Below are 24,278 nucleotides of genomic sequence, written 5' to 3' on the forward strand. Positions count from 1 at the left end.
TTTGCTAAGGAAGGGTAAGATAACAGCGGGTGCCTGAAGCTTTCCGGTTTCAGGTTAACTCTGAGGTCTGGAAAGATGAAGCCCCAGGAGATATTTCTATCAATCCTGGGGCTGCCACTCCGAACCTCAACAACTCGGATGGTAGTCCCTTCTTCGCATGGAGGCAATATAAACATGCTGACGAAATATGCCCTTGTGGCAGTCATAGTGCTGTGTTTAACGGTGCTGGGATTTACGCTTCTGGTCGGAGACTCGCTGTGTGAGTTTACGGTGAAGGAACGTAATATTGAGTTTAAGGCTGTTCTCGCTTACGAACCGAAGAAGTAGCCGTTGTGCGGGGAGCAATCCCCGCATATCCGGTTGTCAGGTCAGGATGGTAAGGCACCTGCTTTACACTTTCGCCCGTGGTCAGTGATGGCTGCGGGCGAATCGTACCAGATGTTGTCAATTAATCGTGTTGGCACAGCGTTATGACTATTTTTTCTTTTATCTGCCAGTGCACAGCAAACTGCTCATCCTCTAGTCGAATGATGAGCTGCTGTTTATTCCAGCTAATTATTTGATAATCCAGAAAACCTTGAGCGGCCTGTATCTTGCTTGCCTTAAATGCGCTCTCTTTGGCGGAAAATGCCAGTGTCAGCGCCAGAGAAAAGGTTAAACCGCATTCTGCGAGTCGCTCGTGTTCTGCTGGTGTAATAATGTTGTCTGTCAATTCTCTTGCGGTTTGTACAGAGAAAATCTCTTCGATATCAATGCCAATCGGTTGACGAGATACCACGGCTAATGCCGTAGCCCCACAGTGGCTAATACTGCCGTATACCTCCGCAGGCCACACAGGTTGGCGTAGCTCGCCGATTGCGGGCACACATTTATAGCCATATTCCCGCAGCGCATAAACTGCAGCGATCCGTCCGGCTAAATGCTCTGTTTTACGTTTACGTCCAGCGTGTTGCAGTTGCGCGTAGTGCGGCAGCCAGAGTAAATCCTGCTCGCGAAAACTCGCCGGATCAAACTCAACAAAATGCAGCGTATGTCCTACAAAGGGGAGGGAGGTATGCGTAGTTTTCATGTCGACCATATTAGAGAATGATGACAAACGCAAAACTGCCTGATGCGCTACGCTTATCAGGCCTACGTGGTCCTGCAATATATTGAATTGGCAAGATTTTTGTAGGCCGGATAAGGCGTTCACGCCGCATCCGGCATGAATTACGCGCACTTTGTCAACAATCTGACGTTAGCATCAGAAGTGAGTATTAATGCTCATATACCACGTACGTCCCGGCTCGTTATAGGTATACGCCCCGGCACCGGCGATATAGTTGGCTCCTGCCAGATCGCCCGTGGTCTGGGCATTACCCGCACGCCACAAACGTTTGTCGAACAGGTTGTCCACGCCGCCGGTCAGACTGACATTCTTCGTCACATCCCAGGTCGCGCTCAGACCCACAATGCTGTAAGGACTGATTTCTTTGGTTTCCGGTCCAACCGCTGGCTGACCTTTATAGTTGTACTTCTTCGGCTGCTGCTTGCCGTACCAGGTGAAGGTTGTTTGCATCGACAAATCTTCCCGTGCCTGCCAGCTCAGCGTTGAGTTCAACGTATACTCCGGGATGATCGACAAACGGTCGCCCGTGGTTTTGTTTTCACTCTTCAGCATATAAGTGATGTTATTGGTCCACATCACCGTTTCGCTAACCGGTACGTTTAACGATCCTTCCAGACCTTCAACCACCGCTTTCGGTACGTTATCCCACTGATAGAGATCGGTGCCGACTGCGTTTTGCCCTACAGCCACATAGCCCGCTTCAATCTTATTGCGATAATCGTTACGGAACCAGGTGACGCCCGCCAGCCAGCCGTCGCGCTTGAACTCCAGGCCAATCTCTTTGTTAATACTGGTTTCCGCTTTCAGGTCATCATTACCTTGCAGATAGCAGCCGCCCGCGCTGGCATAGCAGCCCTGACCTTTACTGTAGAGAATGTAGTTTGGGTTAGTCTGGTACAGACTCGGCGCTTTATAAGCACGGGCAATGCCCATTTTCAGCGTGAAGTCATCGCCTAAACCTTGCGATATGTTCAGCACCGGACTCCAGTTATTGCCGACAATACTGTGATGATCGAAACGCAGCCCCGGCGTTACGATGGTGCTGTCAGTTAGCTCCATATTGTTTTCGGCAAACAGCGAGAAAATTTCTGCTTTTGAATACGGGCTACGGTCGGTGGCACTCACGCCATCAATAGCGCCGCCGGTATTCGTCCCGGTGAGCGCCTGGGTGTTGGAACTCAAGTCCTTCATCCGCTGCTGATTCCACTCCGTACCCAGCGTCAGCGTCTGGTTAACGAGGAAATCAATCGGCAGGTTAACTTCGCTGTGCAGCATCACGTCATCGAGATCGATATCGACGAAATCCTGTGTCGCTTTTTCGTTAAATTTCCCTTCGGTACCGCCCGCCAGACCTTCCGGAATACGCGAGTTACGGGTGTGTTCGTACTGCACCCAGTTGCTGGTGGTCACGCCGTTATCCCAGCCGCCGTTCCATGTCAGCGAGTAGTTCTGGCGATACAGACGGTTGGTTTCATCGCCATATTTCGAGCGGGTATAGGAGTCAGAGTTGGTGTTCTGGGTATCGCCCGCATACAGGTTACCCTGGCGGCTGTAACCCGCTTCCAGTTCCAGCGATTGCAATGGTGCGAAGTCCCAGCGCACCACGCCGTTAATATCTTTATTGATCACCCCTTCGCGCCCGGCTGGTAACGTCGTGGCATACGTTCCGGCACGCGCGGACTGATGGCCCTGGTTGATATCCCACGCGTCAGCCTGAGTTTTGTCGAGGTTGCCATACAAGCGGAAGCTGAATTCGTCGCCCAGCGGACCGGTGAGGCTAAAGTTAGTGCGTTTGGTGGCACCTTCCTCTTTATGTTCTGGCGCATTGAAATAAGCGTCCCACGAGCCGTGCCACTCACCACTGCCTTTTTTGGTAATGATGTTAACCACGCCGCCCGCCGCGCCGTTGCCATAACGCGCAGCTGCCGGACCACGCAGAACTTCAATACGTTCAATCATTTCAGGTGGCACCTAGGAGGTATCACCACGGGTATCGCGCTCGCCACGCCAGCCCTGACGCACCGAGTTACGGCTGCTTACCGGCTTGCCGTCAATCAAAATCAGCGTGTTTTCCGGACCCATACCGCGAATATCAATCTGGCGGTTATTCCCACGCTGACCACTGGTGGAGTTACCGGTCAGGTTAACGCCTGGCATGGTACGGATGATCTCCGACACATCGCGGGCAACCGGGTTTTTGCGGATTTCATCTGCGGTGATGGTCGAAACGCCAGGTGCCTGCAAGTTCTGCTCGGCGGCGGTAACGACAATGGTATCGTCATGTGAAACAGGAGTATCGGTCGGCTCTTGTGCCTGCGCTACCCCATAAATCCCCAGATTGACCAACAAGGCCAGGGAATGAATCTTCTTGTTCATTGTTTTATTCCTGCATTTTTGCCACGAATTGCAACTGTCGGGCATGGTCGTCATCAACACGACGCATCCCGCTACCGCGAAAACCTTTGATCCTGAAAGACACGCAGTGCAGTTGGTTAATTAATGTCCGCGCTTCCCACGGCGCGCCATTACGCTATTGCAAATGCAAATAGTTATCAATAATATTATCAATATATTTCTGCAATCAATGAAAAATTGCACAGTAAACATGGGGTTATGGTGTGACGGCGTTAAAAGTAGGAAGTGAGAGCTGGTGGCAGTCGAAACATGGCCCGGAATGGCAGCGTCTGAATGACGAAATGTTTGAGGTCACTTTCCGGTGGCGTGATCCCCAGGGTTCTGAAGAATACTCGACGATAAAGCGCGTATGGGTCTACATCACTGGTGTGACCGATCACCATCAGAACAGCCAGCCCCAGTCGATGCAGCGAATTGCAGGCACCAACGTCTGGCAGTGGACGACACAACTTAATGCCAACTGGCGCGGCAGCTACTGTTTTATTCCCACCGAACGCGATGACATTTTTTCTGCACCATCCCCCGATCGCCTCGAATTACGTGAAGGCTGGCGAAAACTATTACCCCAGGCGATAGCCGATCCGCTGAATCCACAAAGCTGGAAAGGCGGGCGAGGGCACGCTGTTTCTGCACTCGAAATGCCGCAAGCGCCCCTACAACCGGGATGGGATTGTCCGCAAGCGCCAGAAACACCTGCCAAAGAAATTATCTGGAAAAGTGAGCGGTTGAAAAATTCACGCCGTGTATGGATTTTTACCACTGGCGATGCAACAGCAGGAGAACGTCCGCTGGCAGTTTTGCTCGATGGCGAATTTTGGGCGCAGAGTATGCCTGTCTGGCCTGTGCTGACTTCGTTGACCCATCGTCAGCAACTTCCTCCAGCCGTGTATGTGTTGATCGACGCTATTGACACCACGCACCGCGCCCACGAACTGCCGTGTAATGCGGATTTCTGGCTGGCAGTACAGCAAGAGTTATTACCCCTGGTGAAAGCTATTGCCCCTTTTAGCGATCGCGCCGATCGCACCGTGGTCGCCGGGCAGAGTTTTGGTGGGCTTTCCGCGCTGTATGCCGGACTGCACTGGCCTGAACGCTTTGGCTGTGTATTAAGCCAGTCAGGATCGTACTGGTGGCCGCATCGGGGCGGGCAGCAAGAAGGTGTTTTACTTGAGCAACTTAAAGCTGGTCAAGTTAGTGCCGAAGGTCTGCGCATTGTGCTGGAAGCGGGTATTCGCGAGCCGATGATCATGCAGGCCAATCAGGCGCTGTATGCGCAATTACACCCCATAAAAGAATCCATTTTCTGGCGTCAGGTTGACGGCGGACATGATGCGCTTTGTTGGCGCGGTGGCTTGATGCAGGGGCTAATCGACCTCTGGCAACCACTTTTCCATGACAGGAGTTGAATATGGCATTCAGTAATCCCTTCGATGATCCGCAGGGAGCGTTTTACATTTTGCGCAATGCGCAGGGGCAATTCAGTCTGTGGCCGCAACAATGCGCCTTACCGGCAGGCTGGGACGTTGTGTGTCAGCCGCAGTCACAGGCGTCCTGCCAGCAGTGGCTGGAAGCCCACTGGCGTACTCTGACACCGGCGAATTTCACCCAGTTGCAGGAGGCACAATGAGCCAGCATTTACCTTTGGTCGCCGCACAGCCCGGCATCTGGATGGCAGAAAAACTGTCGGATTTACCCTCCGCCTGGAGCGTGGCGCATTACGTTGAGTTAACCGGAGAGGTTGATGCGCCATTACTGGCCCGCGCGGTGGTTGCCGGATTAGCGCAAGCAGATACGCTGCGGATGCGTTTTACGGAAGATAACGGCGAAGTCTGGCAGTGGGTCGATGATGCGCTGACGTTCGAACTGCCAGAAACTATCGACCTGCGAACCAACATTGATCCGCACGGTACTGCGCAGTCATTAATGCAGGCGGATTTGCAACAAGATCTGCGCGTCGATAGCGGTAAACCACTGGTCTTTCATCAGTTGATACAGGTGGCGGATAACCGCTGGTACTGGTATCAGCGTTATCACCATTTGCTGGTCGATGGCTTCAGTTTCCCGGCCATTACCCGCCAGATCGCCAATATTTACTGCGCATGGCTGCGTGGCGAACCAACGCCTGCTTCGCCGTTTACGCCTTTCGCTGATGTAGTGGAAGAGTACCAGCAATACCGCGAAAGCGAAGCCTGGCAGCGTGATGCGGCATTCTGGGCGGAACAGCGTCGTCAACTGCCACCGCCCGCGTCACTTTCTCCGGCACCTTTACCGGGGCGCAGCGCTTCGGCAGATATTTTGCGCCTGAAACTGGAATTTACCGACGGGGAATTCCGCCAGCTGGCTACGCAACTTTCAGGTGTGCAGCGTACCGATTTAGCCCTTGCGCTGACGGCTTTGTGGCTGGGGCGATTGTGCAACCGCATGGACTACGCTGCCGGATTTATCTTTATGCGTCGACTGGGCTCGGCGGCGCTGACGGCTACCGGACCCGTGCTCAACGTTTTACCGTTGGGTATTCACATTGCGGCGCAAGAAACGCTGCCGCAACTGGCAACCCGACTGGCAGCACAACTGAAAAAAATGCGCCGCCATCAACGCTACGACGCCGAACAAATTGTCCGTGACAGTGGGCGAGCGGCAGGTGATGAACCGCTGTTTGGTCCGGTACTCAATATCAAGGTATTTGATTACCAACTGGATATTCCTGATGTTCAGGCGCAAACCCATACCCTGGCAACCGGTCCGGTTAATGACCTTGAGCTGGCCCTGTTCCCGGATGAACACGGTGATTTGAGTATTGAGATCATCGCCAATAAACAGCGTTACGCTGAGCCAACGTTAATCCAGCATGCTGAACGCCTGAAAATGCTGATTGCCCAGTTCGCCGCGGATCCGGTGCTGTTGTGCGGCGATGTTGATATTATGCTGCCAGAAGAGTATGCACAGCTGGCGCAGATCAACGCCACTCAGGTTGAGATTCCAGAAACCACGCTGAGCGCGCTGGTGGCAGAACAAGCGGCAAAAACACCGCATGCTCCGGCGCTGGCAGATGCGCGTTACCTGTTCAGCTATCGGGAAATGCGCGAGCAGGTGGTGGCGCTGGCGAATCTGCTGCGTGAGCGCGGCGTTAAACCAGGCGACAGCGTGGCGGTGGCGCTACCGCGCTCGGTCTTTTTGACTCTGGCGCTACATGCAATTGTTGAGGCTGGTGCGGCCTGGTTACCGCTGGATACCGGCTATCCGGACGAACGCCTGAAAATGATGCTGGAAGATGCGCGTCCGTCGCTGTTAATCACCACCGACGATCAACTGCCGCGCTTTGCCGATGTTCCAGATTTAACCAGCCTTTGCTATAACGCCCCGCTTACACCGCAGGGCAGTGCGCCGCTGAAACTTTCACAACCGCACCACACGGCTTATATCATCTTTACCTCTGGCTCCACCGGCAGACCGAAAGGGGTAATGGTCGGGCAGACGGCTATCGTTAACCGCCTGCTTTGGATGCAAAACCACTACCCGCTTACAGGCGAAGATGTCGTTGCCCAAAAAACGCCGTGCAGTTTTGATGTCTCGGTGTGGGAGTTTTTCTGGCCGTTTATCGCAGGGGCAAAACTGGTGATGGCTGAACCGGAAGCGCACCGCGACCCGCTCGCTATGCAGCAATTCTTTGCCGAATATGGTGTAACGACCACGCACTTTGTGCCGTCGATGCTGGCAGCATTTGTTGCATCGCTGACTCCGCAAACCGCTCGTCAGAATTGCGCGACGTTGAAACAGGTTTTCTGTAGTGGTGAGGCCTTACCCGCTGATTTATGCCGCGAATGGCAACAGTTAACCAGCGTGCCGTTGCATAATCTATATGGCCCGACGGAAGCGGCGGTAGATGTCAGCTGGTATCCGGCTTTTGGCGAGGAACTGGCACAGGTGCGCGGCAGCAGTGTGCCGATTGGTTATCCGGTGTGGAATACAGGCCTACGTATTCTTGATGCGATGATGCATCCGGTGCCGCCGGGTGTGGCGGGAGATCTCTATCTCACCGGTATTCAACTGGCGCAGGGGTATCTTGGACGACCCGATCTGACCGCCAGCCGCTTTATTGCCGATCCTTTTGCCCCTGGCGAACGGATGTACCGTACCGGAGACGTTGCCCGCTGGCTGGATAACGGCGCGGTGGAGTACCTCGGGCGCAGTGACGATCAGCTAAAAATTCGCGGGCAGCGTATCGAACTGGGCGAAATCGATCGCGTGATGCAGGCACTGCCGGATGTCGAACAGGCCGTGACCCACGCCTGCGTCATTAACCAGGCTGCCGCAACGGGAGGCGATGCGCGTCAGTTGGTTGGGTATCTGGTGTCGCAATCAGGCCTGCCGCTGGATACCACTGCATTGCAGGCGCAGTTGCGCGAAACATTGCCACCGCATATGGTGCCCGTGGTTCTGCTGCAACTTCCGCAGTTGCCGCTTAGCGCCAACGGCAAGCTGGATCGCAAAGCCTTACCGTTGCCTGAACTGAAGGCACAAGCGCCGGGGCGTGCGCCGAAAGCGGGCAGTGAAACGATTATCGCCGCGGCATTCTCGTCGTTGCTGGGTTGTGACGTGCAGGATGCCGATGCTGATTTCTTTGCGCTTGGCGGTCATTCGCTACTGGCAATGAAACTGGCTGCGCAGTTAAGTCGGCAGTTTGCCCGTCAGGTGACGCCGGGGCAGGTGATGGTCGCATCAACCGTCGCCAAACTGGCAACGATTATTGATGGTGACGAGGACAGCTCCCGGCGCATGGGATTCGAAACCATTCTGCCGTTGCGTGAAGGTAATGGCCCGACGCTGTTTTGTTTCCATCCTGCGTCCGGTTTTGCCTGGCAGTTCAGCGTGCTCTCGCGTTATCTCGATCCACAATGGTCGATTATCGGCATTCAGTCGCCGCGCCCCAATGGTCCCATGCAGACCGCGGCAAATCTGGATGAAGTCTGCGAAGCGCATCTGGCAACGTTACTTGAGCATCAACCGCACGGCCCTTATTACCTGCTGGGTTATTCGCTGGGCGGTACGCTGGCGCAGGGTATTGCGGCGCGACTGCGTGCCCGTGGCGAACAGGTGGCATTTCTTGGCTTGCTGGATACCTGGCCGCCAGAAACGCAAAACTGGCAGGAAAAAGAGGCTAATGGCCTGGACCCGGAAGTGCTGGCGGAGATTAACCGCGAGCGCGAGGCCTTCCTGGCGGCACAACAGGGAAGTACTTCAACGGATTTGTTTACCACCATTGAAGGCAACTACGCTGATGCTGTGCGCCTGCTGACGACTGCTCATAGCGTACCGTTTGAAGGTAAAGCGACGCTGTTTGTTGCTGAACGCACACTTCAGGAAGGTATGAATCCCGAACGCGCCTGGTCGCCGTGGATTGCGGAGCTGGATATCTATCGTCAGGATTGTGCGCATGTGGATATTATCTCTCCAGGGGCGTTTGAAAAAATTGGGCCGATTATTCGCGCTACGCTAAACAGGTAAATTAATATTATCCATAAACCCATAATTACAGGAAATGATTATGGGTTTATCATTTATTTAATTTATAAGTTTGGTGGATATTTCTCTTAAATAGAGTGAATGTTGCATTCAGTGGAAGGAATTTACAAACTTCAGCTTCGGATAATTCTCACCAACTGGTAAAGTGAGCGCCGTGGAGATTTCCCCCTATTGGACTCATTTTCAGGTTATACCCCATGTCATCACTGAATATTAAACAGGGAAGTGACGCTCATTTTCCCGAGTATCCTCTGGCGTCGCCCAGTAATAATGAAGTTGATTTACTTAATCTAATTGAAGTTTTATGGCGGGCCAAAAAAACGGTCATGGCGGTCGTTTTTGCGTTTGCCTGCGCAGGTTTACTGATCTCTTTCATCCTGCCGCAAAAATGGACCAGCGCGGCGGTTGTCACGCCTCCAGAACCTGTTCAGTGGCAGGCGCTTGAGAAAACATTCACTAAGCTTCGTGTGCTGGATCTGGATATCAAAATTGATCGTACAGAAGCATTTAACCTGTTTATCAAGAAGTTTCAGTCGGTTAGCTTGCTGGAAGAGTACCTGCGCTCAACACCTTATGTGATGGACCAATTAAAAGAGGCGAAAATCGACGAACTGGATTTGCATCGCGCAATTGTCGCATTGAGCGAAAAAATGAAAGCGGTTGATGACAATGCCAGTAAGAAAAAAGATGAGTCTGCATTGTATACTTCCTGGACGCTAAGTTTCACCGCACCCACCAGTGAAGAGGCACAGAAAGTGTTGGCCGGGTATATCGATTATATCTCTGCGTTGGTGGTGAAAGAGTCGATAGAAAACGTCCGTAATAAACTGGAGATCAAAACCCAGTTTGAAAAAGAAAAACTGGCTCAGGATCGCATTAAAACGAAAAATCAACTTGATGCAAACATTCAGCGCCTCAATTATTCACTCGACATTGCCAACGCGGCAGGAATTAAAAAGCCCGTATACAGTAATGGTCAGGCCGTTAAAGATGACCCCGATTTCTCTATTTCTCTCGGCGCAGACGGTATTGAACGCAAACTGGAAATTGAAAAAGCAGTCACTGACGTTGCGGAATTGAACGGTGAATTACGTAATCGTCAGTATCTAGTCGAGCAATTAACAAAAACAAATGTCAACGATGTGAATTTTACACCGTTTAAATATCAGTTGCGTCCGTCATTACCCGTAAAAAAAGACGGTCCGGGTAAGGCGATTATTGTGCTCCTTTCTGCGTTGATCGGCGGTATAGTGGCTTGTGGTGACGTGCTATTGCGCCATGCGATGGCATCCAGAAAACAGGATGCCATAATGGCAGACCACTTAGTTTAAATCTTCGCGGTTGAAGGTGTCGTTCGTCCGAGCGGCACCACGAGCGGCGTTCCGGCAACCGGATCGTCAATAATCATGCAGCGCAGACCATAAATGCGCTCGATCAGTTCAGCAGTGACAATCTCCTTCGGCGCTCCCTGAGCAACAATTTTCCCTTCCCGCAATGCAATCAAATGGCTGGCGTAACGACAGGCCTGATTAAGATCGTGCAGCACCGCCGCCAGGGTATAGCCTTTCTCGCGGTTCAGTTCGCTTAACAGTTCCAGCAAATCAATCTGATGACTGATATCCAGCCAGGTCGTGGGTTCATCGAGCAGCATAATTGCCGTTTCCTGGGCCAGCACCATTGCTATCCACGCTCGCTGGCGTTGTCCGCCAGAAAGGGTATCCACGCTTTGATCTGCCAGATGAGTGATTCCCGTGGCCTGCATCGCTTTCGTTACCGCGTCTTCATCTTCTTTGCGCCAGCGGGTAAACAGCGGTTGATGCGGGTAACGCCCACGCGCCACCAGCTCCTGCACGGTGATATCTCCCGGCGTGGTGGCGTTTTGCGCCAACAGGCCAATCCGGCGTGCAACCTCTTTACTGGCGTAATGTTGAATGTGCTCGCCATCCAGCCAGACATGCCCGTGAGCAGGCGTCATCAGGCGGCTTAAGGTACGCAGCAACGTGGATTTACCGCAGCCATTTGGCCCGATAATTGCCGTGAAGTGACCATCAGGTATTTCTACAGTCAGATTTTCCGCAACGGTATATTTGCCATATCCGAGGGTTAACTGTTCGCCGCGCAAACGGGCTACTGATTCGGTCATTTTTTGCGAGACTCCTGAATTAACAAGACGATAAGGTAAATACCACCGAGGCTGACGGTAACGACGCCAACCGGAAGTTGATACGGCATAAACAGTAGTTGGGCGCAGAGATCGGCCACCAGCAGTAACAACGCCCCGCACAGCGCCGCCTGGGTTAGCCCCCAGCGAGCGGTGCCACTAATGCGGCGGGCAATGTGCGGCGCGACTAAAGCAATAAAGGAAATCGGCCCGGCAAGCGCTGTTGCCGCAGCGGTAAGCACTACGGCGACCAGCATCATTAACAGCCGCGAACGTTCGACGCTGACGCCCAGCGCACATGCGGTATCATCGCCCATTTCCAGCAAGCGCATTCGCCGCACCAGCAAGGAGGCGGCAATGAGCATCAATATAATGATTGGCGCGGAAGGTGAGGTTTTTGCCCACGTCAGGCCGTTGAGCGATCCGGCATTCCACAAACCCGCTGTTAGCGCCGTTTCTAAAGACGCTTTCAGCAACAGCCAGGTATTAAAGGCCACCAGCATGGCGCGAACACCGATACCGATAATAATCAACCGAAAGGTGTCGATACCGTTACGCCAGGCGAGCAGCCAGACCAACAGCGAGGTGACAATACCCCCCGCCATTGCTGCCAGCGCGATAGCCGTCAGATCCTGACCAAACAGCACCATCGCCACCAGTACGCCGCTCCATGCCCCGGTGTTAAAGCCCATTACGTCAGGGCTGCCGAGCGGGTTACGCATCAGCGACTGAAAAATCGCGCCGCTGACGCCCAGCGCCGCGCCAATCAACAGCGCCATCAGCACGCGTGGTAAACGCCATTCGGTGACCACCATCGTCATACTGCGCGGCGCATCGCCCATCAGCGCGGCGAATACCTGCGAGGTTTCCAACGTGATGGCACCGCTGCGTAATCCCCAGATACCTGCAACCACACAGGCGGAAACCAGCAGCAAACAGGTGATAATTAATCGGCGAGAGACGTAAATCATGCGCCACCTCGCGTTTTACGTCGCACGAGGAAGATCAGCACCGGTGCACCAATAAACGCACTGACCACGGAAACTCGCAGTTCGCCGGGCACAATCACCCGCCCGATGATATCGGCAAACAGCAGCAGGGCAGGGGTGGCAAGTAGCGTGACGGGCAGCGACCAGCGATGATCTGCTCCAACCAACCAACGCGCCATATGCGGCATCATCAGGCCAATAAAGGCAATCGGGCCAACTACCGCCGTCGCACTACCACAAAGCACGGTAATCGCCAGCAGACCAATCAACTGTGTGCGCGCCACGCGGCTGCCCAGCGCTGTCGCGGTGTCACTGCCGAGGCTTAAACTGTTCAGCGCGCGGCTCAGTAATAGCGCGGTTGCTCCGGCGATCAGCACCGGGATCAGCACAACTTTTAAGGTATATAGATTGCGAATATCCAGCGAACCGGCTTGCCAGAAACGCAGTTGATCGTAGACGTCAGGATTAAGCAGGGCGATGCCGCTGGTCAGCCCTTCCAGCACCGCCGCCAGCGCCACGCCCGCCAGGGTTAAACGCACCGGACTTAACTGCCCGCCGCCCTGGCTGCCGGTAAAGGCAACAATCAACGAGGCCACCAGCGCCCCGGCGAAGGCCATCGCCAGTTGTTCCTGCGCGGATGAGTAACCAAACAGCGCCGCACCCAGCACAATGGCAAAGCTGGCTCCGGCGTTTACGCCAAGCAAGCCGGGGTCGGCAAGTGGGTTTCGGGTGAGGGTTTGCATTAACGCCCCGGCAAGCCCAAGCGCGCCGCCTGCCAGTAAACCGGCAAGGGTGCGCGGCAGCCGCGCGTCGAGCACGATGGTGCAGTCGGCGCTCTGGCAGGTGCCGGAGAGGGCCTCCAGCACTACGGAAGCGGGGAGTGATTTTGCCCCAATGAGCAGGCTTAATGCCGTCGCGATAATCAGTAATAACAGCAATCCGGGCACGGCAATGGCGCGTGTCACGGCAACAGAACCAGACATACGAACTTCCATGATAATGAAATTAATTATCGTTATCGATCTTATTTGGATATGTTAGCATGTGCAGCCTAAGAATAGGTATTTAAAATATTTGATGGCAAGGCATTGTAATGAATAAACAATCCTGGCTGCTTAACCTCAGCCTGTTGAAAACGCACCCGGCGTTTCGCGCAGTATTCCTCGCTCGTTTTATCTCAATTGTGTCTCTGGGTTTGCTCGGCGTCGCGGTACCGGTGCAGATCCAGATAATGACGCATTCTACCTGGCAGGTGGGGCTTTCGGTGACGCTGACCGGCGGCGCGATGTTTGTTGGCCTGATGGTCGGCGGTGTGCTGGCGGATCGCTATGAGCGCAAAAAAGTGATTTTGCTGGCGCGCGGCACCTGTGGCATTGGCTTCATTGGACTGTGCCTTAATGCACTGCTGCCGGAGCCGTCATTGCTGGCAATCTATTTACTTGGTTTATGGGATGGTTTTTTCGCATCACTTGGCGTTACGGCGCTACTGGCGGCGACACCTGCACTGGTAGGGCGTGAAAACTTAATGCAGGCCGGGGCGATCACCATGTTGACTGTGCGCCTGGGATCGGTGATTTCGCCCATGATTGGCGGTTTACTGCTGGCGACCGGAGGCGTAGCCTGGAACTACGGGCTGGCGGCGGCGGGCACGTTTATTACCTTGCTACCGTTGTTAAGCCTTCCGGCGTTACCACCACCACCGCAGCCGCGTGAGCATCCGTTGAAATCATTACTGGCAGGATTTCGTTTTCTGCTCGCCAGCCCGCTGGTAGGAGGGATTGCGCTGTTGGGTGGTTTATTGACGATGGCGAGCGCGGTGCGGGTACTGTATCCGGCGCTGGCTGACAACTGGCAGATGTCGGCGGCACAGATTGGTTTTCTCTATGCGGCGATCCCGCTCGGCGCGGCTATTGGTGCGTTAACCAGCGGGAAGCTGGCACATAGTGCGCGACCAGGGTTATTGATGCTGCTCTCCACGCTGGGATCGTTCCTCGCCATTGGTCTGTTTGGCCTGATGCCGATGTGGATTTTAGGCGTGGTTTGTCTGGCGCTGTTCGGCTGGTTGAGTGCGGTCAGCTCGTTGCTGCAATACACAATGCTGCAAACGCAAACCCCGGAAGCGATGTTAGGGCGGATTAACGGTTTGTGGACGGCGCAAAACGTGACGGGCGATGCCATAGGCGCGGCGCTGTTAGGCGGTCTGGGAGCGATGATGACACCGGTTGCTTCCGCAAGCGCGAGCGGTTTTGGTTTGTTGATTATCGGCGTGTTGTTATTGCTGGTGCTGGTGGAGTTGCGGCGTTTTCGCCAGACGCCGCCGCAGGTGACAGCGTCCGACAGTTAATGCTTAAAACAGCGCCTTAAGTCGTTCCAGCACTTGCATGGCGCTGTAGTAATCCAGTCGGAACGTCTCGGTTCCCAGCGCATAAACCTGCTTGTTTTGTACTGCAGGCAGGTGCGCGAGCAGCGGATTGGCATAAATCGCATCGGCATCTTTCTGATCACCGGCGAACAGGAATAGTGACTCGCCATTTAACCCTGCAGCCAGATTTTCCCCACCAAGCTGAATGATGTCATGGCGTTTACCCTGGCTTTGGCTGGCATTTAACCCTGCGGGTAACTTCGCCAGCGTAAAGCCGAGTTGTTCCAGCATCTGCCCTTGTGCTGATTCCGGCGTCCAGAGATTGGCACTGTGTGCAGCGGCAGTATAGACAATGGCAGTGACCGGCTGCGGCGGTAATTTGATTTGCTCTTTCGCCGCCGCCAGTTGCTTATCAAACTGCGCAATCCGCTCTGCCGCTTGTTTCTCATGCCCGGTAATTTCGCCAAGTTGCGTTAACAGCGCCTGCCAGCTTTTGTCGTCGTAATTGATGATTAATGTCGGGGCGATGGTGGAAAGCTGATCATACAGCGCCAGCGCCGAATCACCGCCGGTTGCGCTAATTAAAATCAGATCCGGCATTTGCGCGGCAACGGCTTCGGCGCTCGGTTCGCCGATATAGAGCCGTTGCAGTTTGCGTTCTTTCGCCACCTTGCTCCACTGGCGTAAAAAGCCCTGGTCATCCGCTACGCGGTTATTCGGCGTGGTCGCGCCGCTGGCGATCACCGGAGCATCAATCGCCAGCAGTGAGCCGGTCAGGGTGACGCTGGTGGAAACAATACGCTGCGGCTGGCTTTCCAGGGTATGAGTGCCCCGGCTGTCAGTAATCTGACGCGGCCAGTCGGCAGCCTGAACTGCGGCTATTCCTGAAAGCAAAAGTCCTGTTAATAGAAGGGCGTTGCGGTAGAGCGGGGCGAGTCTCACAAGTCAGCTTCCTGTTATTAATGAAGTTAATGCTTCTCATTTTCATTGTAACCACAACCAGATGCAACCCCGAGTTGCAGATTGCGTTACCTCAAGAGTTGACATAGTGCGCGTTTGCTTTTAGGTTAGCGACCGAAAATATAAATGATAATCATTATTAAAGCCTTTATCATTTTGTGGAGGATGATATGGATACGTCACTGGCTGAGGAAGTACAGCAGACCATGGCAACACTTGCGCCCAATCGCTTTTTCTTTATGTCGCCGTACCGCAGTTTTACGACGTCAGGATGTTTCGCCCGCTTCGATGAACCGGCTGTGAACGGGGATTCACCCGACAGTCCCTTCCAGCAAAAACTCGCCGCGCTGTTTGCCGATGCCAAAGCGCAGGGCATCAAAAATCCGGTGATGGTCGGGGCGATTCCCTTCGATCCACGTCAGCCTTCATCGCTGTATATTCCCGAGTCCTGGCAGTCGTTCTCCCGCCAGGAAAAACAATCTTCAGCCCGCCGTTTTACCCGCAGCCAGTCGCTGAACGTGGTGGAACGCCAGGCAATTCCGGAACAAGCCACGTTTGAACAGATGGTTGCTCGCGCCGCCGCACTTACCGCCACGCCGCAGGTCGACAAAGTGGTGTTGTCACGGTTGATTGATATCACCACTGACGCCGCCATTGATAGTGGCGTATTGCTGGAACGGTTGATTGCGCAAAACCCGGTTAGTTACAACTTCCATGTCCCGCTGGCTGATGGTGGCGTTCTGCTGGGGGCCAGCCCGGAACTGCTGCTACGTAAAGACGGCGAGCGTTTTAGCTCCATTCCGTTAGCCGGTTCCGCGCGTCGTCAGCCGGATGAAGTGCTCGATCGCGAAGCGGGTAATCGTCTGCTGGCGTCAGAAAAAGATCGCCATGAACATGAACTGGTGACTCAGGCGATGAAAGAGGTACTGCGCGAACGAAGTAGTGAGTTACACGTCCCTTCTTCTCCACAACTGATCACCACGCCGACGCTGTGGCATCTCGCAACTCCCTTTGAAGGTAAAGCGAATTCGCATGAGAACGCACTGACGCTGGCCTGTCTGCTGCATCCGACCCCCGCGCTGAGCGGTTTCCCGCATCAGGCCGCGACCCAGGTTATTGCTGAACTGGAGCCGTTCGACCGCGAACTGTTTGGCGGCATTGTGGGTTGGTGTGACAGCGAAGGTAACGGCGAGTGGGTGGTGACCATCCGCTGCGCGAAGCTGCGGGAAAATCAGGTGCGTCTGTTTGCCGGAGCGGGGATTGTGCCTGCGTCGTCACCGTTGGGTGAGTGGCGCGAAACAGGCGTCAAACTTTCTACCATGTTGAACGTTTTTGGATTGCATTAAGGAGCGAGGATGAGCATTCCATTTACCCGCTGGCCGGAAGAGTTTGCCCGTCGCTATCGGGAAAAAGGCTACTGGCAGGATTTGCCGCTGACCGACATTCTGACGCGACATGCTGCGAGTGACAGCATCGCGGTTATCGACGGCGAGCGGCAGTTGAGTTACCGGGAGCTGAATCAGGCGGCGGATAACCTCGCGTGTAGTTTACGCCGTCAGGGCATTAAACCTGGTGAAACCGCGCTGGTACAACTGGGTAACGTCGCTGAACTTTACATTACCTTTTTCGCGCTGCTGAAACTGGGCGTTGCGCCGGTGCTGGCGCTGTTCAGCCATCAGCGTAGTGAACTGAACGCCTATGCCAGCCAGATTGAACCGGCGTTACTGATTGCCGATCGCCAACATGCGCTGTTTAGCGGGGATGATTTTCTCAACACATTTGTTGCAGAGCATTCTTCCATTCGCGTGGTGCAGCTGCTCAACGACAGCGGTGAGCATAACTTGCAGGATGCGATTAACCATCCGGCTGGGGATTTTACTGCCACGCCATCTCCTGCTGATGAAGTGGCCTATTTCCAGCTTTCCGGCGGCACCACCGGCACTCCGAAACTGATCCCGCGCACTCATAACGACTACTACTACAGCGTGCGTCGTAGCGTCGAGATTTGTCAGTTCACACAACAGACGCGCTACCTGTGCGCGATTCCGGCGGCTCATAACTACGCCATGAGTTCGCCGGGATCGTTGGGGGTATTTCTCGCTGGCGGCACTGTCGTTCTGGCTGCCGACCCCAGCGCCACGCTTTGCTTCCCATTGATTGAAAAACATCAGGTCAACGTTACCGCGCTGGTGCCGCCCGCAGTCAGCCTGTGGTTGCAGGCACTGGCTGAAGGCGAAAGCCGGGCGCAGCTTGCCTCGCTGAAACTGTTACAGGTCGGTGGTGCACGTCTTTCTGCCACGCTTGCGGCGCGTATTCCCGCAGAGATTGGCTGCCAGTTACAGCAGGTATTCGGCATGGCGGAAGGACTAGTGAACTACACCCGACTTGATGATAGCGCGGAGAAAATTATCCATACCCAGGGTTACCCAATGTGTCCGGACGATGAAGTGTGGGTTGCCGATGCCGAAGGAAATCCACTGCCGCAAGGGGAAGTTGGACGCCTGATGACCCGCGGTCCGTATACCTTCCGTGGCTATTACAAAAGCCCGCAGCACAATGCCAGCGCCTTTGATGCCAACGGTTTTTACTGTTCCGGCGATCTGATCTCTATTGATCCAGAGGGTTACATCACTGTGCAGGGGCGCGAGAAAGATCAGATCAACCGTGGCGGCGAGAAGATCGCTGCCGAAGAGATCGAAAACCTGCTGCTGCGCCATCCGGCGGTGATCTACGCCGCACTGGTGAGCATGGAAGATGAGCTGATGGGCGAAAAAAGCTGTGCTTATCTGGTGGTAAAAGAGCCGCTGCGCGCGGTGCAGGTGCGTCGTTTCCTGCGTGAACAGGGTATTGCCGAATTTAAATTACCGGATCGCGTGGAGTGTGTAGATTCACTTCCGCTGACGGCGGTCGGGAAAGTCGATAAAAAACAATTACGTCAGTGGCTGGCGTCACGCGCATCAGCCTGAAGGAGAGAACACGATGGCTATTCCAAAATTACAGGCTTACGCACTGCCGGAGTCTCACGATATTCCGCAGAATAAAGTCGACTGGGCCTTTGAACCGCAACGTGCCGCGTTGTTAATCCATGATATGCAGGACTATTTTGTCAGCTTCTGGGGCGAGAACTGCCCGATGATGGAGCAGGTGATCGCGAATATTGCGGCACTACGCGACTACTGCAAACAGCACAATATCCCGGTTTATTACACCGCCCAGCCGAAAGAGCAGAGCGATGAAGATCGGGCGCTGTTGAATGATATGTGGGGGCCTGGCCTGACCCGTTCGCCGGAACAGCAAAAGGTGGTGGATAGCCTGACGCCAGATGCCGACGACACGGTGCTGGTGAAGTGGCGCTACAGCGCGTTTCATCGTTCCCCGCTGGAGCAAATGCTGAAAGAGAGTGGACGTAACCAGCTGATTATTACCGGGGTATATGCCCACATTGGCTGTATGACCACCGCAACCGACGCATTTATGCGCGATATTAAACCGTTTATGGTGGCAGATGCGCTGGCCGATTTCAGCCGTGACGAGCATTTGATGTCGCTGAAATATGTGGCCGGACGTTCTGGCCGGGTGGTGATGACCGAAGAATTACTGCCAGCACCTATCCCCGCCAGCAAAGCGGCGCTGCGTGAGGTGATCCTGCCGTTGCTGGACGAGTCCGATGAACCGTTCGATGACGACAACCTGATCGACTACGGTCTGGATTCGGTGCGGATGATGGCGCTGGCGGCGCGCTGGCGCAAAGTGCATGGCGATATCGACTTTGTCATGCTGGCGAAAAACCCGACCATCGACGCCTGGTGGAAGCTACTCTCCCGCGAGGTGAAATAATGGATTTCAGCGGTAAAAATGTCTGGGTAACTGGCGCGGGGAAAGGTATCGGCTACGCCACGGCGCTGGCGTTTGTTGAGGCGGGAGCGAAAGTTACAGGTTTTGATCAAGCGTTCACTCAGGAGCAATATCCCTTTGCGACCGAAGTGATGGATGTTGCCGACGCTGCGCAGGTGGCGCAGGTATGTCAGCGACTGTTAGCTGAAACGGAGCGACTGGACGTGCTGGTCAATGCGGCGGGAATTTTGCGCATGGGCGCGACCGATCAGCTCAGTAAGGAGGACTGGCAGCAGACTTTTGCGGTTAATGTCGGCGGTGCGTTTAACCTGTTCCAGCAGACCATGAACCAGTTTCGCCGTCAGCGGGGCGGGGCGATTGTTACTGTTGCGTCCGACGCCGCACACACGCCGCGCATTGGTATGAGTGCTTATGGCGCGTCGAAAGCGGCGCTGAAAAGCCTGGCGTTGAGCGTTGGGCTGGAACTGGCGGGTAGCGGCGTGCGCTGTAATGTGGTTTCGCCAGGCTCCACCGACACCGATATGCAACGCACGCTGTGGGTGAGCGATGACGCCGAAGAGCAGCGTATTCGCGGCTTTGGCGAGCAGTTTAAACTTGGCATTCCGCTGGGGAAAATCGCCCGTCCACAAGAGATCGCCAACACGATTTTGTTCCTCGCCTCTGACCTCGCCAGCCATATCACCCTACAGGATATTGTGGTGGATGGCGGCTCGACGCTGGGGGCATAAGCATGATCTGGAAACGCCATTTAACGCTCGACGAGCTGAACGCCACCAGCGATAACACAATGGTGGCGCATCTGGGAATTGTGTATACCCGTCTGGGCGATGATGTACTCGAAGCCGAAATGCCGGTTGATACCCGTACTCATCAGCCGTTTGGCCTGCTGCATGGCGGCGCGTCGGCGGCGCTGGCGGAAACCCTGGGATCGATGGCCGGATTTATGATGACCCGCGATGGACAGTGTGTGGTGGGCACGGAACTTAACGCCACACATCATCGCCCGGTGTCTGAGGGAAAGGTGCGCGGTGTCTGCCAGCCGCTGCATCTTGGACGACAAAATCAGAGCTGGGAAATCGTCGTTTTCGATGAACAGGGGCGGCGTTGCTGCACCTGTCGGCTGGGCACAGCGGTTTTGGGATGAACCCGACAGAATAAAATGAGATTGCAGGAAAATTCGGTTAACGGAGTGATCGAGTTAACGTTGTTAAGTTAAATATTGGTTTTAACTCTGATTTACATGGTTGCTGTGTTGTTAAATTGTACAAAGATGTTATAGAAACAAAATGTAACATCTCTATGGACACGCACACGGATAACAACTATGAACAAATCAGGGAAATACCTCGTCTGGACAGTGCTCTCTGTAATGGGAGCATTTGCTCTGGGATACATTGCTTTAAATCGTGGGGAACAGATCAACGCGCTGTGGATTGTGGTGGCGTCGGTCTGTATCTATCTGATCGCTTACCGTTTTTATGGGCTGTATATCGCCAAAAATGTGCTGGCGGTTGACCCGACGCGTATGACGCCAGCGGTGCGCCATAACGACGGGCTGGACTATGTGCCGACGGACAAAAAAGTGCTGTTCGGTCACCATTTTGCGGCCATTGCCGGAGCAGGTCCGTTGGTTGGGCCGGTACTGGCGGCGCAAATGGGTTACCTGCCAGGGATGATCTGGCTGCTCGCTGGGGTGGTTCTCGCCGGTGCGGTGCAGGATTTCATGGTGCTGTTTGTTTCTACGCGCCGCGATGGTCGCTCGCTGGGTGAGCTGGTCAAAGAAGAGATGGGGCCAACCGCCGGGGTGATAGCGCTGGTGGCCTGCTTTATGATCATGGTCATTATCCTTGCCGTGCTGGCGATGATCGTGGTGAAAGCTCTGACCCATAGCCCGTGGGGAACGTATACCGTTGCGTTCACTATTCCGCTGGCGCTGTTTATGGGGATCTACCTGCGCTATCTGCGTCCGGGGCGTATTGGCGAAGTGTCGGTGATTGGCCTGGTGTTCCTGATTTTCGCCATTATCTCTGGCGGCTGGGTGGCAGAAAGTCCGACCTGGGCACCGTACTTTGACTTTACCGGCGTGCAGCTGACCTGGATGCTGGTGGGTTACGGTTTTGTGGCGGCGGTGCTGCCGGTGTGGCTGCTGCTGGCTCCGCGTGACTACCTCTCAACCTTCCTGAAAATCGGGACTATCGTCGGTCTGGCGGTGGGCATTTTGATTATGCGCCCGACGCTGACCATGCCGGCACTGACCAAATTTGTTGATGGCACTGGCCCGGTATGGACCGGTAACCTGTTCCCGTTCCTGTTTATCACCATCGCCTGTGGCGCGGTGTCTGGCTTCCATGCACTGATCTCTTCCGGCACTACACCGAAGATGCTGGCGAACGAAGGGCAGGCGTGCTTTATCGGCTACGGTGGGATGTTGATGGAATCCTTCGTGGCGATTATGGCGCTGGTTTCCGCCTGTATCATCGATCCGGGTGTGTACTTCGCCATGAACAGCCCGATGGCGGTGCTGGCTCCGGCAGGGACGGCGGATGTGGTTGCTTCTGCCGCGCAGGTGGTGAGTAGCTGGGGCTTTGCGATTACCCCGGATACGCTAAACCAGATTGCCAGCGAAGTGGGTGAACAGTCGATCATTTCCCGTGCGGGCGGTGCGCCGACCCTGGCGGTGGGGATGGCCTACATTCTGCACGGTGCGCTGGGCGGCATGATGGATGTGGCGTTCTGGTATCACTTCGCCATTCTGTTTGAAGCACTGTTTATTCTGACGGCGGTGGATGCAGGTACGCGTGCTGCGCGCTTTATGTTGCAGGATCTGCTGGGCGTGGTGTCTCCGGGCCTGAAACGGACCGATTCACTGCCTGCTAACCTGCTGGCAACGGCGCTGTGCGTGCTGGCGTGGGGCTACTTCCTGCATCAGGGCGTGGTCGATCCGCTGGGCGGTATTAACACCTTGTGGCCGCTGTTTGGTATTGCCAACCAGATGCTGGCAGGGATGGCGCTGATGCTCTGTGCTGTGGTGCTGTTCAAAATGAAACGTCAACGTTACGCCTGGGTGGCGCTGGTACCAACGGCCTGGCTGCTGATTTGTACCCTGACCGCAGGCTGGCAGAAAGCGTTTAGCCCGGATGCGAAAGTCGGCTTCCTGGCGATTGCTAACAAGTTCCAGGCAATGATCGACAGCGGCAATATTCCATCGCAGTATACTGAGTCACAGCTGGCGCAACTGGTGTTCAACAACCGTCTTGATGCCGGGTTAACCATCTTCTTTATGGTGGTCGTGGTGGTTCTGGCACTGTTCTCGATTAAGACGGCACTGGCGGCATTGAAAGAGCCGAAGCCAACGGCGAAAGAAACGCCATATGAGCCAATGCCGGAAAATGTCGAGGAGATCGTGGCGCAGGCAAAAGGCGCGCACTAAAGTCAGAGTGAGGGGGGAATGTTGGCATAGTGCCGAGGGTTCCCCCTCACCCTAACCCTCTCCCCGATGGGGCGAGGGGACTGACCGAGCGCGTTGATAGCATTTGTAGGCCGGATAAAGCGTTCACGCCGCATCCGGCACTCTTTCAGCAACATGGTTAGCGGAGGCCAAGATGTTTGATTCACTGGCAAAAGCCGGAAAATATTTAGGTCAGGCGGCGAAGCTGATGATTGGTATGCCTGATTACGACAACTATGTCGAACATATGCGGGTTAACCATCCCGATCAAACGCCGATGACCTACGAAGAGTTTTTCCGTGAGCGGCAGGACGCGCGCTACGGTGGAAAAGGCGGCGCGCGCTGCTGCTAAATTGGTACGTCAGGCTTGAAACGATTCCACTTTTTCGAACGCTGCACGTAACGTATCTGGTGTCAGCGTGACCGGCAGGTAATGAATGGATTCCACCGGACGTAAGGTGTGGGCAATCACTTTGTCGATCTCCGCCTGATTATTGATATCCACTTCCAGCTCCGCCAGCGTAGTCGGCAGATGAAAACGCTGATACGCCTCTGTTAATTGCGCCAGCACATCATCCTGACCCAGCAAGGCGCTTTGCACCAGAATTCCGTAGGCGACTTTGATGCCGTGGAGAAACTTCTCGGTTTGCGGCAAAACGGTCAGACCGTTATGCACGGCATGGGCCGCCGCCACACGCGTAAAACGATCGCCCAGACCACCGACCATCCCACCACCAGCAATAATAGCATCCACCACATCGCAAAATGATTGCGTTAACTGTTGTTTTTGCTGATCGCTCAGCGCCTGTTCGCTACTGTTTAACAAGACGTCGCGAATGGCCTGCGCATTATTGATCCCCAGCCGCACGGTTAGCGGCAACGTTTCTGGTTGCGGAGCCAGCACCACCGCTTCATACCATTTCGCCAGCGTGTCACCGATCCCCGCCAGCAGATATTCTTGCGGCGCATTGAGGATAATCTCTGGCTCCACCAGCACCATAAAATTGGCGTCGTCGAAAATCTCATAATGCAGCGCCTGTCCGGCATCGTTATACCAGACGGAGAGCGGTGTCCAGGCGGCGCAGGTGGCGGCGATCGTCGGAACGGCAACAAACGGCAGACCGAGACGGCGGGCGAGGGCTTTCGCGGTGTCGAGCAGTGCGCCGCCGCCGACGCCAATCACCACGCTGCGATCGTCACCGGACTCAGCCGCCAGTTGTTGTACATCGCTTTCGCTGCAATGGCCGCGAAACAAAATATGCTTTGCCCCTGGCAGTTCAAACGCTGGCGGAAGTTTTGTTTGCGCCGCAGCAATGGCGCGTTCGCCGTAGATCCACACCGCGCGAGAAAGTTGTTCATCAGTGAAAAAATCGTGCAGGTGATTGAAACTTCCGGGATGTGAAAAGTAGTTAGCCGGGCCGACGACCACGCGGATAGGATTGTGAGGCATGTTGTGT

At 54.8% G+C, this 24,278-nt stretch carries 19 protein-coding genes and 1 pseudogene; 13 read left to right on the plus strand and 7 right to left on the minus strand.

The features are described from left to right. Positions 1 to 174: 174 nt before the first annotated feature. Positions 175 to 327 carry a type I toxin-antitoxin system toxin HokE gene (gene hokE, locus ACJHWT_RS03660; RefSeq protein ID WP_000956465.1) on the plus strand — a complete coding sequence of 51 codons (153 nt, stop codon included), beginning with the start codon at positions 175 to 177 and terminating at the stop codon, positions 325 to 327. A gap of 121 nt (positions 328 to 448) precedes the next feature. Here hokE and entD read toward each other — a convergent pair whose 3' ends face one another. Both entD and fepA read right to left on the minus strand, forming a co-directional pair. Further along, the gene (entD, locus tag ACJHWT_RS03665; RefSeq protein ID WP_077249492.1) at positions 449 to 1,069 is read right to left on the minus strand and encodes an enterobactin synthase subunit EntD; all 621 of its coding nucleotides are present in this window, start codon (positions 1,067 to 1,069) and stop codon (positions 449 to 451) included. A gap of 174 nt (positions 1,070 to 1,243) precedes the next feature. Continuing rightward, positions 1,244 to 3,484: pseudogene (gene fepA, locus ACJHWT_RS03670) on the minus strand (siderophore enterobactin receptor FepA). Between the two features lie 242 nt (positions 3,485 to 3,726). Between fepA and fes the strand changes: the two are divergent. The 4 genes from fes to wzz(fepE) all read left to right on the plus strand — a co-directional run bounded on the left by fes (position 3,727) and on the right by wzz(fepE) (position 10,377). After that, entirely contained in the window at positions 3,727 to 4,929 is a 1,203-nt protein-coding gene (gene fes, locus ACJHWT_RS03675) for an enterochelin esterase (RefSeq protein ID WP_000125799.1), read from the plus strand. Positions 4,930 to 4,931: 2 nt separating this feature from the next. Further along, positions 4,932 to 5,150 carry an enterobactin biosynthesis protein YbdZ gene (gene ybdZ / locus ACJHWT_RS03680; RefSeq protein WP_000885787.1) on the plus strand — a complete coding sequence of 73 codons (219 nt, stop codon included), beginning with the start codon at positions 4,932 to 4,934 and terminating at the stop codon, positions 5,148 to 5,150. After that, positions 5,147 to 9,028, plus strand: a complete 3,882-nt coding sequence (entF, locus tag ACJHWT_RS03685; protein WP_000077757.1) for an enterobactin non-ribosomal peptide synthetase EntF — start codon at positions 5,147 to 5,149, stop codon at positions 9,026 to 9,028. Before ybdZ ends, entF begins: the two co-directional genes overlap by 4 nt. 215 nt (positions 9,029 to 9,243) lie before the next feature. Continuing rightward, positions 9,244 to 10,377 carry an LPS O-antigen length regulator Wzz(fepE) gene (wzz(fepE), locus tag ACJHWT_RS03690; RefSeq protein WP_410232310.1) on the plus strand — a complete coding sequence of 378 codons (1,134 nt, stop codon included), beginning with the start codon at positions 9,244 to 9,246 and terminating at the stop codon, positions 10,375 to 10,377. Here the strand turns inward: wzz(fepE) and fepC are convergent. Genes fepC through fepD form a run of 3 tightly spaced genes read right to left on the minus strand, consistent with a single transcriptional unit; the run spans position 10,374 to position 13,179 of the window. Then, the gene (fepC, locus tag ACJHWT_RS03695) at positions 10,374 to 11,189 is read right to left on the minus strand and encodes an iron-enterobactin ABC transporter ATP-binding protein (protein ID WP_000140635.1); all 816 of its coding nucleotides are present in this window, start codon (positions 11,187 to 11,189) and stop codon (positions 10,374 to 10,376) included. The two genes, wzz(fepE) and fepC, sit on opposite strands and share 4 nt — an antisense overlap. Continuing rightward, positions 11,186 to 12,178: an iron-enterobactin ABC transporter permease gene (gene fepG / locus ACJHWT_RS03700; RefSeq protein WP_000640943.1), complete on the minus strand. Its 993-nt coding sequence runs from the start codon at positions 12,176 to 12,178 to the stop codon at positions 11,186 to 11,188. The genes fepC and fepG overlap by 4 nt, the downstream gene beginning before the upstream one ends. Next, positions 12,175 to 13,179: a Fe(3+)-siderophore ABC transporter permease gene (gene fepD / locus ACJHWT_RS03705; protein WP_001317683.1), complete on the minus strand. Its 1,005-nt coding sequence runs from the start codon at positions 13,177 to 13,179 to the stop codon at positions 12,175 to 12,177. Before fepD ends, fepG begins: the two co-directional genes overlap by 4 nt. Positions 13,180 to 13,289: 110 nt before the next feature. Here fepD and entS point away from each other — a divergent pair, with 110 nt between their 5' ends. Beyond that, complete coding sequence (gene entS, locus ACJHWT_RS03710) at positions 13,290 to 14,540, plus strand: enterobactin transporter EntS (RefSeq protein WP_001041758.1); 1,251 nt, start codon at positions 13,290 to 13,292, stop codon at positions 14,538 to 14,540. 3 nt (positions 14,541 to 14,543) lie between these two features. On the opposite strand, the gene fepB is transcribed toward entS, so the two are convergent. Further along, a complete protein-coding gene (fepB, locus tag ACJHWT_RS03715) occupies positions 14,544 to 15,500 on the minus strand; it encodes a Fe2+-enterobactin ABC transporter substrate-binding protein (protein ID WP_001234308.1) in 957 nt (318 codons plus the stop codon). 188 nt (positions 15,501 to 15,688) lie between these two features. Here fepB and entC point away from each other — a divergent pair, with 188 nt between their 5' ends. The 7 genes from entC to ACJHWT_RS03750 all read left to right on the plus strand — a co-directional run bounded on the left by entC (position 15,689) and on the right by ACJHWT_RS03750 (position 23,173). Continuing rightward, complete coding sequence (entC, locus tag ACJHWT_RS03720) at positions 15,689 to 16,864, plus strand: isochorismate synthase EntC (protein ID WP_001317684.1); 1,176 nt, start codon at positions 15,689 to 15,691, stop codon at positions 16,862 to 16,864. A gap of 9 nt (positions 16,865 to 16,873) precedes the next feature. Next, the gene (gene entE / locus ACJHWT_RS03725; RefSeq protein WP_000026794.1) at positions 16,874 to 18,484 is read left to right on the plus strand and encodes a (2,3-dihydroxybenzoyl)adenylate synthase EntE; all 1,611 of its coding nucleotides are present in this window, start codon (positions 16,874 to 16,876) and stop codon (positions 18,482 to 18,484) included. Positions 18,485 to 18,497: 13 nt separating this feature from the next. Beyond that, on the plus strand, positions 18,498 to 19,355 hold the full coding sequence (entB, locus tag ACJHWT_RS03730) for an enterobactin biosynthesis bifunctional isochorismatase/aryl carrier protein EntB (RefSeq protein WP_001007147.1): 858 nt from the start codon (positions 18,498 to 18,500) through the stop codon (positions 19,353 to 19,355). Further along, positions 19,355 to 20,101: a 2,3-dihydro-2,3-dihydroxybenzoate dehydrogenase EntA gene (entA, locus tag ACJHWT_RS03735; protein ID WP_000347657.1), complete on the plus strand. Its 747-nt coding sequence runs from the start codon at positions 19,355 to 19,357 to the stop codon at positions 20,099 to 20,101. The genes entB and entA overlap by 1 nt, the downstream gene beginning before the upstream one ends. A 2-nt stretch (positions 20,102 to 20,103) precedes the next feature. Further along, positions 20,104 to 20,517 (plus strand): proofreading thioesterase EntH, encoded by a 414-nt coding sequence (gene entH / locus ACJHWT_RS03740; RefSeq protein WP_000637953.1) that lies wholly within the window; start codon positions 20,104 to 20,106, stop codon positions 20,515 to 20,517. Between the two features lie 180 nt (positions 20,518 to 20,697). Further along, entirely contained in the window at positions 20,698 to 22,803 is a 2,106-nt protein-coding gene (gene cstA, locus ACJHWT_RS03745; RefSeq protein ID WP_001043146.1) for a pyruvate/proton symporter CstA, read from the plus strand. A gap of 172 nt (positions 22,804 to 22,975) precedes the next feature. Beyond that, positions 22,976 to 23,173, plus strand: a complete 198-nt coding sequence (locus ACJHWT_RS03750) for a YbdD/YjiX family protein (RefSeq protein WP_000460431.1) — start codon at positions 22,976 to 22,978, stop codon at positions 23,171 to 23,173. Between the two features lie 9 nt (positions 23,174 to 23,182). Here ACJHWT_RS03750 and hcxA read toward each other — a convergent pair whose 3' ends face one another. Further along, positions 23,183 to 24,271, minus strand: coding sequence for a hydroxycarboxylate dehydrogenase HcxA (gene hcxA / locus ACJHWT_RS03755; RefSeq protein ID WP_410232311.1), 1,089 nt, complete (start codon positions 24,269 to 24,271; stop codon positions 23,183 to 23,185). Between the last annotated feature and the right edge of the window lie 7 nt (positions 24,272 to 24,278).

This window comes from Escherichia sp. WS338, assembly GCF_046486405.1.
GTDB lineage: Bacteria > Pseudomonadota > Gammaproteobacteria > Enterobacterales > Enterobacteriaceae > Escherichia > Escherichia coli.